The organism is Acidobacteriota bacterium (assembly GCA_029861955.1).
Taxonomy (GTDB): Bacteria; Acidobacteriota; Polarisedimenticolia; order Polarisedimenticolales; family Polarisedimenticolaceae; genus JAOTYK01.
The window spans coordinates 41,525-50,614 of sequence record JAOTYK010000026.1 but is presented as its reverse complement, the minus strand read 5'-3'; the positions used below and the strand labels follow the sequence as shown (position 1 = coordinate 50,614).

Here is a 9,090-nt window from a genome sequence, read left to right as displayed (position 1 = left end):
CGTGCCGCCGTACGATGCCGATTTACCCTGGGAATCTTGCGGGTGATGCAATCACATGTCCGCTGGCGGACGATCGGCGACCGGACGTATCACGCAACACACAACATTCTTCGAGCCACGTTGTCGCCGTCTGACGCAGCCGACGATGGCATGAAAAAACGGACCGTCCCCGAAGCCGAGAACGATCCGTTTGCATGAATCGGAAAATGTCCAATAGCGATTAGCTGCCGGCCGCCAGCTCTTCGTCGATGAGCGTCTTGAACGCGCTAAATGACGCCGCGCCACTCAGGCGGCGGCCATTGATGAAGATCGCCGGTGTTCCCTGGACGCCCACCGAGACGCCATCACGATGGTCGGCTAGCACCGTCTCACGATGACGACCGGAATCGAGGCACTCGTCGAACGCCGCCGTATCCAAAGCGAGCTCGGCGGCATAACCCTTGAGCTGCTCTGAGGTCAGCGCGCGTTGGTTCTCGAACATCTTGTCGTGAAGATCCCAGAACCGGTCCTGCTCGTGGGCACACTGACCCGCTTCAGCAGAGATCTGTGCCTCGGGGTGCATGTTGGCCGGCAACGGGTAGTCGCGGAAGACCACCTGGACCTGATCCCCGTAGGTGGCGATGACCTGTTCGATGGCGGGTCCGACTCTCGAGCAGAACGGACACTGGAAATCGGACCATTCGACCACCTTTACCGGAGCGCTATCGGGACCCTTGCGGGGGTCGTTAGCCGCGATGGTCACGTCGAAGCGGACAGGCTCGAGGGAGGTGGTGACGCCGTACTTGGCCTCGAGTCCCTCTCGGTAGGACTTGAGGAGGCCCGCACGATTCTGCGTGAACAGATAGCGTTCGATCTGTGGGCTAACCTGCGCGAACTCGCCGTTGATCTGAGCCTTGTTCTGATCGAAGAACGCCTGGATCTCTTCGGGAGTCGGTCGCGGGACCACGTTGGTGACGTTCTCCTCGACAAGCTCTTTCTGCGTCTTCCCGAACTCTTCGGCTTCGAGTGCCGTCAGCTTGTCGGCGATCATGGCGTTCAGCGTGTTCTGACGTGCTTCGAACAGCTTGACGTAGACGTCACCGTTCTCGCCGGCCATCGCCGCCTTGTCGAGATCGGCCATCGTGATGGTCGTGTCACCCCAGCTGGCGACGATCTGGCCATCACCGGCAGCTGCCGACGCAGAGTCCTTGCCTGCATCGGTTCCGGTGGTATCGCCACAACCGATCGCTGCGATCAGCAGAGTCGCACCCAGCAGTAAGCTCACCCAGCGAGCCGTGAATCGTTCCGTCATCTTCGTATCCCCTACATGCGTTAATTTGATCCCTCAGAATAGCACCGGACCGGACCTGCGGCCCATCAGGGGCAGGGGGTCGAGGGGGTTCGTCGGCGTCCACCGGGGAGGGTCCCCAGGATGCTCTCGGCCATCTCGGAATTGACAAAGCCGACAAGGTAGAAAAACCCTTCTCCGACCGCAGGATTCTCTGTGGTGAGCAGGACGGTGTCGGTCGTAACCGTGTCGTCGCCGCTGGCACAATCGCCATATCCCGCATCGGCAACGCCATCGGCATCACCATCCAGTAGATCCGAGAGCTCGCCGCGGTAGACCCGATACTCCTGGGCCCAGCGTATCGGCGCCCATCGCAGCGTCTGTGGATCCTCGAAACGAAGCGCCGCACGCCGATGGCCAAGGAGGAAGTCGACCACGCCGTCACGGAACCCCTGCGCGAGGGTCGGGCCGTGGGGTCCACCGGGAATGGTCCACAGCCGGGCCGAGCCGCCGATAGCGCAGCCTTCGTGGAGCGTCTCCGTGGTCTCGGCCCCCGGCGTCCCGGCGTCGATATCCCGTGGCGTGCCGCCGCTCACGGGCGCGGCATCACAGCCGTTGTAGTCCGCCCAGGTCGCGATGGTCTGCGTGGCCGAGGGATAGGAGCCGGATGTCGTCGCCCCACCGCCATAAAGGATGGTCGCGTCGCTGGTGCCGTGAATCTGCAAAACGTGTACCGCCGCCTCCGGCTGGCAGTCCAGCGGATCCAGAAACGTGGCACCGGCCAGACTCGCCAGCGAAGCGACCGTGTCCGCGTGATCGCAGGCCATGCGATAGGACATGAACCCACCGTTGGACCAGCCGACGAAGTGCACTCGCCAGGGATCGATCGGAAACTGGTCGCGAATCTCGTCGACCAGGTTGACCAGATACGTCGAGTCGTCGACCCCGTTTCCAAAGAGATCGCAACACGCATCCGTCCCGTTCCAGAACGGGCTTCCAAGGAAGTCGTCCAACCCCTGCGGATAGGCGTAGATAAACTCTCGGCTCTCGGCCCAGGGCACCAGAACGAAGTAGTTCTCCTGCTCCTGGCCGGTCAACGAGTAGCCGTGGAGGTTGAGCACCAGCGGGTAGGAACGATTCGGGTCGTAGCTCGAGGGCAGCTCGACGACGATGGAACCACGACCGATGTCGACGATCGATTGACCCGCACGGGTCGTCGAGAACGCCAACAGGACGGCGCTCGCAAGAAGGATCCAGTGTTGCAGTGTTTGTCGACTCATCACGATCTGGAAACCCTTATACGTCGAAACCGGTCGGTTGGAGACGGATACGCCGGCCGATCTCTTCGCGGGCGAACATGAGTGCGAACACGCCGTGCTCCAACCACAACCACCAGGCATGTTCCGTCTGGTCGATGTAAATGAGATAGGAGAGCAGGCTGAGGCCCGTCAGGACGATGAAACTCCAGCGTCGTAGTAGTGCTGCAAACGGAAGTGCCCACAACAGGTACCACGGCATGACCGTCGGAGAGAGAAGGACCACGGCCGCCAGGAGGTAAAAGACATTCTCGACCTGTCGATACGATGTTCCGTCATCCCGTCGCCAGAGTCCCACCATCAATAGCAGGATGGCGGCGCCGCTAAGTAGAAACGCCCCATCACCGGCAATCCAACGGAAGAGATGGTAGATCCCTGCATTGAATTCCCAATCCGTCGCAAAACGAAGAAGGTTCCTGAAGTAGTCCGGGCCATCAAAGCGCCACGGCCAGCTTACCAACGTCACGACTGTCAGAACTGTCGTCACAACGATGAGCGACTGCCGGCCCCCTCGTCGTCGCATGAGGAGGATCACCAGCGGAGCCGGTGTCAGTTTCGAGGCGATCGCAAGCCCCAGCGCGGCGCCGCCTGTGACCGACGCCCCACGCAGGAGTCGGTCCACGGCCAGCAATACGAAAAAGATCAACATGGCATCGACATGCCCGGAGCCCGCCAGCTCTTTGATGGCCAACGGGTTCCACGCGTAGAGCAGCAGACAACTCGGTGGGGCGTTCAGTCGTGACACGATGCCGGCCAGAACGCAACAACTGCCGATATCGAAGAGCATCATCAGAAGTTTGACCGCCATCGCGGAGGCCGGTGCAACTCGATGAAGAGTCAGAAACGTGTGTTGCGCCACGGGTGGGTAGACGGTCCGGTAGGAGCCGTGATCCACGCGTTCGTGCACCAGCCACCACGGATCGTCCAGAAGCTCCGATTCCGGAAGATCCGCCGCCGCGTCGGGGCTCAGATTGAACGGCGAGAGCCCGGCGGCGCTGACATGACCGTCCCACAGGTAACGCCAGATGTCGTTGTCGTAGGCGACGAATTGCGTCACGACGGGGCCGTCGCCCTTCAGGTCATCGGCCAGTCCACCCAGGGGGTCATCGGCAGGCAGCCCAACGCCGACAAATGCCAGTCGAAAGCCGACGGCAAATAACAGGATGATTTTCACGACGGAGCGCCGTCGGTCGGCATCTCGGGACAGCGAGGCGGCGTGTCCGTAGGAGACGCCGTAGAGCAAGAATATCCCGGCAAAAAGAGCCAGTACTTCCAGGACGTCTGAGCGGCTACTGGTCCATCCGGCGCCGAACGATGCCCGCACATAGGTCAGCATCGCGACGCCACCCAAGAGAACGAGCCCGCGGCTGGATCCGGCGATGGGTGGGAACATCAGAAAGAAGATATCCTGAACGGGAAGGTTTCGGTGAACATCGTTGTTTCTCCTGATGAGGTGAAGATGACACGAACCATTCTTGTGCTCTGGCTTCTAGTGACCATCGTTGCCATGCCGCTGATGGCGTCGGGCCCTTCGAGCTCGAGCTCGTCGACGAACGATCCGGGATTCGGCAGCTTCTCCACCGTTGACAGTCGGCGATGCGATCTCCTCGAAATTCGAGCAGAAGAACGGGTTCTACGCGTTTTCGATAAGGTCACGCGGAAGGAAGTCCTCGTCGTCATCGACGAGAGAACCGTCATCAGGGCGCAGAAGAAGTCGAGTTTCGATGGGCGTCGGCGGCTGGAATTTGCCGACCTAGCGATCGGTCAGGAGTTGATCGTGACCACCGACACGCAGAGCGGGCAGGTCAGCGCCATTCGCATCCGCGGCTAGCCGGCGGTCTCCAGAAACTCCAACCCTTCGTGTTTGTCCTGGATCCAACGTAGCGAATACTGGTTGTCCACCAGAAGAACCGGCTGCCCCTCGCGATCCTCCAGAAGCTTGGCGGTCTGCGAGTGGATGAACGCCGCCGGATCGAAGTCACCACGCAGCCATCGTGCGACCTTGAACTTGAGGGGTTGGAGTTTCAACTCCACGCTGTACTCGCTCTCCATGCGGAACTTGAGTACCTCGAATTGCAAGGGCCCCACCGCGCCCAGGACCGGTGCCGCACTGCCGGCACCCGGTTCGCTGAACAGTTGCACGAGCCCCTCCTGAGTCAACTGATCCAGTCCCTTGGTCAACGCCTTACGACGCAACGTCTCCGCGACATGCACCCTGGCAAAATGCTCCGGCGAAAAACTGGGGATGCCCGCGTAGTTAAAGTCTCCCCGATCGCTAAGTGTGTCGCCGATCCGAAACGTCCCGGGATCGAACAGACCCACCACGTCGCCCGGGTAGGCCTCGTCGACCTCCTGGCGGTCTTGCGCCATCAGCAGCGTGGAGTTGGCAAGACGGATCTTCTTCTTCGACGGCACATGGGTCGTCGTCTCACCCTTCAGGAAGCGGCCGGAACAGACGCGTACGAAGGCCACGCGGTCTCGATGATCCGGGTCCATGTTTGCCTGAATCTTGAAGACGAAGCCGCTGAACGAGGGGTCCAGAGGATCCACGGGTCCAACATCCGATTCTCTCGGCTGCGGTGACGGTGCCAGGTCCAGAAAATTCTCTAGCAGTGGAAAAACACCGAAGTTCGTCAACGCGCTGCCGAAAAATACCGGCGTCAACTCGCCACGGGCAACCTTGTCTCGGTCGAACGACTCGCCGGCGCCATCGAGTAATTCCAGCTCGTCCCTCAGCGTCTCGGCCTGGGTTCCCAACGCCTCGCGGATCGCCTCGGAATCCGGAGCGCCGTCGATCTGCTGTTCCTCGACCTGGGACGTTCCGTGGTTTCCCCCTTTGAACAACGAGAGGCGCTGTTTGAGTCGATCGTAGATCCCCGAGAAGTCGCTGCCCGCACCGATCGGCCAGTTGGCGGCGGTCGAGTGAATCCCCAGCACTTCCTCGATCTCGCTCATCAGATCCAAGGGTTCATGGCCACGACGATCCCACTTGTTGATGAATGTGAAGATCGGGATGCCACGCATGCGACAGACCTGGAACAGTTTCCGCGTCTGTGGCTCGACCCCCTTGGCCGCATCGATCAACATGACGGCGCTGTCGGCGGCGGTCAGCGTCCTGTAGGTATCCTCGCTGAAGTCATGGTGACCCGGGGTATCCAGAATATTGACCCGAAGCCCATGGTGCTCGAAGGTCATGACCGAGCTGCTGACGGAGATGCCTCGCTGTTTTTCGAGTTCGAGCCAGTCACTCGTTGCATGACGCGCAGCGCGGCGGGCCCGCACCGCGCCCGCCTGACGGATGGCACCGCCGTATAGCAGAAGCTTCTCCGTCAACGTCGTCTTACCGGCGTCGGGGTGCGAGATGATGGCGAACGTCCGTCGCCGCTCGGTCTCTTTTCGAAGGATGGTGTCTGTGAGTTCCATGGCAGTAATCGGATGCGTACTATAGAGATAACATCGGAACTTGCCCAGTTCAGGCGATGGCCCGTTGCACGGTCCAGAAGAGAGCGACGGCGGCGATCATCAGGGACACCGGCACGACGATCCGGGGCCGATACCAGGGTAATCGTCGATACCGACCCACCAGCACGAACGCCACCAGGATCACCGCCAGCTGACCGAATTCGACGCCGACGTTGAACGAGATCAACGACACGAGGAAACGATCCTTCCCGAGCCCAAGTTCGCGGAGCGCGCCGGCAAACCCCAGCCCGTGGAGGAGTCCAAAGCCGAAGACCAGAGCCAGTCGCCACGATTGGACCCGATCCGTCAGGAGGTTCTCCACGGCGACGTACACGATGGACAACGCGATCAGGACCTCGACCCAGCGCGAGGGCAACGCGACGACGCCGTAGATCGACAATGCCAGCGTCATGGTGTGCGCTACCGTGAAGGCGGACACCTGCAGAAGGAGCGCTTTCCATCGGCGTCCCAGGAGGAAGAGTCCAAGAACGAAGAGGATATGGTCGAATCCGTACGGCACGATGTGCAGGAATCCCAGCCTGGCGTAACGCGACCAGGACTCGTCGGACTCCTCGACACCGCTTTCGCCGAAGACAAACGGAGCCGAGCCCTCGCCTGGCGATAGCAGTTCCTTTCGGACCCGACCGGTGGCCGCCTCGCGGATGGACAGTCGCACGGGACCAAATGCTCGTGACGCTGTAAACGTCAGGGTCTTCCCGTCGACGGGGATCTCGGTATCGAATCGCGCGACACTTCCGAAGACCGTCGGGAAGAGCGGGTCCGTCGATGGCCTGGACCACTCGGGAAACTCGATCGAGGGCATCGATTTCTCTTCATCGAAACGGATTCGCACCCGACGCAGGAGGACCCGTCGAGCGCTGTCGAGCAGTGTCTCGGCGTCGTCGCGGGCCTGGATCTCCGAGACGTTGGCTGCGTCATCGCTGTCGGGAGAGACGCCGAGAGCCAACGCATCGACATCGACTTGCATCCACGCCTTGACGTGGCCGTCGATCTCCACGACGAGATCGACCTCGGTGATCTCGAAGCGATGGGCATGGATGGTACCGATACCCGAGACGAGCAGCAGGAAAAACAGCGCGGCGTTCTTCATCCCGGTTACTTGCGTGGACGGATCTTCTGTAGCTGTTCCATGACCTCGGGAGGTAGATCAAGAAGATCGTTGAACTCACCGGCTCCACGGAGCCACTCGCCCCCGTCGAAGACCATCAGTTCGCCACAGAACCAACTGGACGCGTCGCTGACGAGAAAGCACGCCAACTCCGCGAACTCTTCGGGAGTTCCGAAACGACCGGCGGGTATCTTCCGTTTACGACCCTCGAGCATCTCCTCAGACGGCAAGAGTCGAGAGAAAGCGCCCTCCGTCGGTATCGGGCCCGGGGCGATGGCATTCAGGCGGATGTTGTACCGGGCCCACTCGACGGCCAGGGATCGGGTCATCGCGACGACTCCGGCCTTGGCGCACGCACTCGGCAGCACGAACGCCGATCCGGTTTCCGCGTAGGTCGTGGCGACGCTCAGGATCGACCCGGCCCTGCCCGTGTCAATCCAGTAGCGACCGGCGGCCCGGGTGCACAGGAAACTGCCCTTGAGCACGATATCGACCACGGCCGAAAACGCCTTGGGCGATAAGGTTTCGGAGGGACAGAGGAAGTTTCCGGCCGCGTTGTTGAGCAGGATGTCCAGGCCGCCGTGGGTTTCCACGATGTGGGCCAACGTCGCATCGATCGCTTCGGGCTCGCGAACGTCGCCGGCGTGCCGGGAGGCGATTCCGCCCTGGTCCACGATCATGGCGACGGTCTCATCCAGCGGCTTCTCCCGTCGCCCCATCACGCATACCTGAGCGCCCAGTCCGGCCATCCGCAGGGCCGTCGCCCGCCCGAGGCCGCTGCCGCCACCGGTGATCCAGGCCACCTTCCCTGCCAGCATGTCGTCTTTCAGCCATGGGGTCATTGTTTGAGGATACCCGAAGTGAGGGTGGTGTGGAGCCGCCGGGCGGTTTACTCTCTGGCCGAAGGCTTCGACCTTCCCGGAGGACTCCGATGAACGAACTGCACCACGACGACGACGGTCATCCGCTGGCGCTGATCGCCATGGGCGGTCACGCGTTCATGACGGGAAAGGAAGCCGGCACCATCGACGAGCATGTTCGGCACGCAGACCAGATCTGCGAGTACCTGATGAGCCTCGTCGAGCGGGATTTCCACATGGTCGTCACCCACGGCAACGGTCCGCAAGTCGGCAATCTCTTGTTGCAAAACGAGATGTCCCGGGGCGATGTCCCGGAGATGCCTCTCGATGTGCTGGTCGCGATGACCGAGGGGTCGCTGGGTTACGTCCTGCAGCAAAGTCTGTTGAACCAGCTGCGGAGTCGAAATCTGCGACGCTACGTCGTCACGATGGTCACCCAGGTTCGGGTGGACGCAGAGGACCCGGCGTTCGATGCTCCGACCAAGCCGATCGGCCCGTTCCTGCCCGAGTCCGACGCCCGTCGTCGCGAAGCGGAACATGGCTGGATCATCCGCGAGGATCCCCAGGGTCGTGGCTGGCGACGTCTCGTGCCGTCGCCCCAACCGCGACGGGTCATCCAGCGGGACATGATCCGCGGGGCGGCCCGGGACGGACATATCGTCGTCGCGTGCGGTGGCGGCGGCATCCCCATCGTGTCGGGCCCCGGTGAGAGCTATCACGGGATCGAGGCGGTGGTGGACAAGGATCTGACGTCGAGCGTACTCGCCACCAACATCGGCGCCGACCTGCTGATCATCCTGACCGCGGTTCCTCAGGTCTACGTGAACTTCGGAAAGCCCGACCAACGTGCACTATCGGCGATCACCCTGGCCGAGATCGAGCAGTTGATGGCCGAGGGGCATTTCCCCGCCGGCAGCATGGGACCCAAGATTCAGGCCGTGATCGATTTCCTGCGGAACGGCGGGAAACGGGCGCTTATCACCGATCCCGCCACTCTTCCGAAGGCCATCGATGGACGAGGCGGCTCTCATTTCATCGGCAAACTGTGAGGTTGAT

General features: G+C 61.7%; 9 protein-coding genes. 3 read left to right on the top strand and 6 right to left on the bottom strand.

What is annotated here, in order from left to right:
- A partial coding sequence (locus tag OES25_13000) for a hypothetical protein (protein ID MDH3628556.1) occupies positions 1-198 on the top strand: 198 nt, incomplete at its 5' end.
- 22 nt (positions 199-220) lie between these two features.
- On the opposite strand, the gene OES25_12995 is transcribed toward OES25_13000, so the two are convergent.
- From OES25_12995 to OES25_12985, 3 genes are all read right to left on the bottom strand, one after another.
- Positions 221-1,291 (bottom strand): thioredoxin domain-containing protein, encoded by a 1,071-nt coding sequence (locus OES25_12995; GenBank protein ID MDH3628555.1) that lies wholly within the window; start codon positions 1,289-1,291, stop codon positions 221-223.
- Between the two features lie 65 nt (positions 1,292-1,356).
- A complete protein-coding gene (locus OES25_12990; protein ID MDH3628554.1) occupies positions 1,357-2,547 on the bottom strand; it encodes a hypothetical protein in 1,191 nt (396 codons plus the stop codon).
- A 16-nt stretch (positions 2,548-2,563) separates the two neighbouring features.
- Complete coding sequence (locus OES25_12985) at positions 2,564-3,976, bottom strand: glycosyltransferase 87 family protein (protein MDH3628553.1); 1,413 nt, start codon at positions 3,974-3,976, stop codon at positions 2,564-2,566.
- Between the two features lie 66 nt (positions 3,977-4,042).
- Between OES25_12985 and OES25_12980 the strand changes: the two genes are divergently transcribed.
- Positions 4,043-4,414, top strand: a complete 372-nt coding sequence (locus tag OES25_12980) for a hypothetical protein (GenBank protein ID MDH3628552.1) — start codon at positions 4,043-4,045, stop codon at positions 4,412-4,414.
- Here the strand turns inward: OES25_12980 and OES25_12975 are convergent.
- From OES25_12975 to OES25_12965, 3 genes are read right to left on the bottom strand one after another with little or no spacing between them, the layout of a single operon-like run.
- A complete protein-coding gene (locus OES25_12975) occupies positions 4,411-6,006 on the bottom strand; it encodes a peptide chain release factor 3 (GenBank protein ID MDH3628551.1) in 1,596 nt (531 codons plus the stop codon). The two genes, OES25_12980 and OES25_12975, sit on opposite strands and share 4 nt — an antisense overlap.
- A gap of 49 nt (positions 6,007-6,055) precedes the next feature.
- Entirely contained in the window at positions 6,056-7,156 is a 1,101-nt protein-coding gene (locus OES25_12970; protein MDH3628550.1) for a HupE/UreJ family protein, read from the bottom strand.
- Positions 7,157-7,161: 5 nt separating this feature from the next.
- The gene (locus tag OES25_12965; GenBank protein MDH3628549.1) at positions 7,162-8,016 is read right to left on the bottom strand and encodes an SDR family oxidoreductase; all 855 of its coding nucleotides are present in this window, start codon (positions 8,014-8,016) and stop codon (positions 7,162-7,164) included.
- A gap of 89 nt (positions 8,017-8,105) precedes the next feature.
- Between OES25_12965 and OES25_12960 the strand changes: the two genes are divergently transcribed.
- A complete protein-coding gene (locus tag OES25_12960; protein MDH3628548.1) occupies positions 8,106-9,083 on the top strand; it encodes a carbamate kinase in 978 nt (325 codons plus the stop codon).
- The last annotated feature ends 7 nt before the right edge of the window (positions 9,084-9,090 follow it).

Excerpts from the sequence above, each read along its gene's own strand:
- OES25_12995 (MDH3628555.1), bottom strand. The coding sequence starts at position 1,291 with ATGACGGAACGATTCACGGCTCGCTGGGTGAGCTTACTGCTGGGTGCG.
- OES25_12990 (MDH3628554.1), bottom strand. The coding sequence starts at position 2,547 with ATGAGTCGACAAACACTGCAACACTGGATCCTTCTTGCGAGCGCCGTC.
- OES25_12985 (MDH3628553.1), bottom strand. The coding sequence starts at position 3,976 with ATGTTCCCACCCATCGCCGGATCCAGCCGCGGGCTCGTTCTCTTGGGT.
- OES25_12980 (MDH3628552.1), top strand. The coding sequence starts at position 4,043 with ATGACACGAACCATTCTTGTGCTCTGGCTTCTAGTGACCATCGTTGCC.
- OES25_12975 (MDH3628551.1), bottom strand. The coding sequence starts at position 6,006 with ATGGAACTCACAGACACCATCCTTCGAAAAGAGACCGAGCGGCGACGG.
- OES25_12970 (MDH3628550.1), bottom strand. The coding sequence starts at position 7,156 with ATGAAGAACGCCGCGCTGTTTTTCCTGCTGCTCGTCTCGGGTATCGGT.
- OES25_12965 (MDH3628549.1), bottom strand. The coding sequence starts at position 8,016 with ATGACCCCATGGCTGAAAGACGACATGCTGGCAGGGAAGGTGGCCTGG.
- OES25_12960 (MDH3628548.1), top strand. The coding sequence starts at position 8,106 with ATGAACGAACTGCACCACGACGACGACGGTCATCCGCTGGCGCTGATC.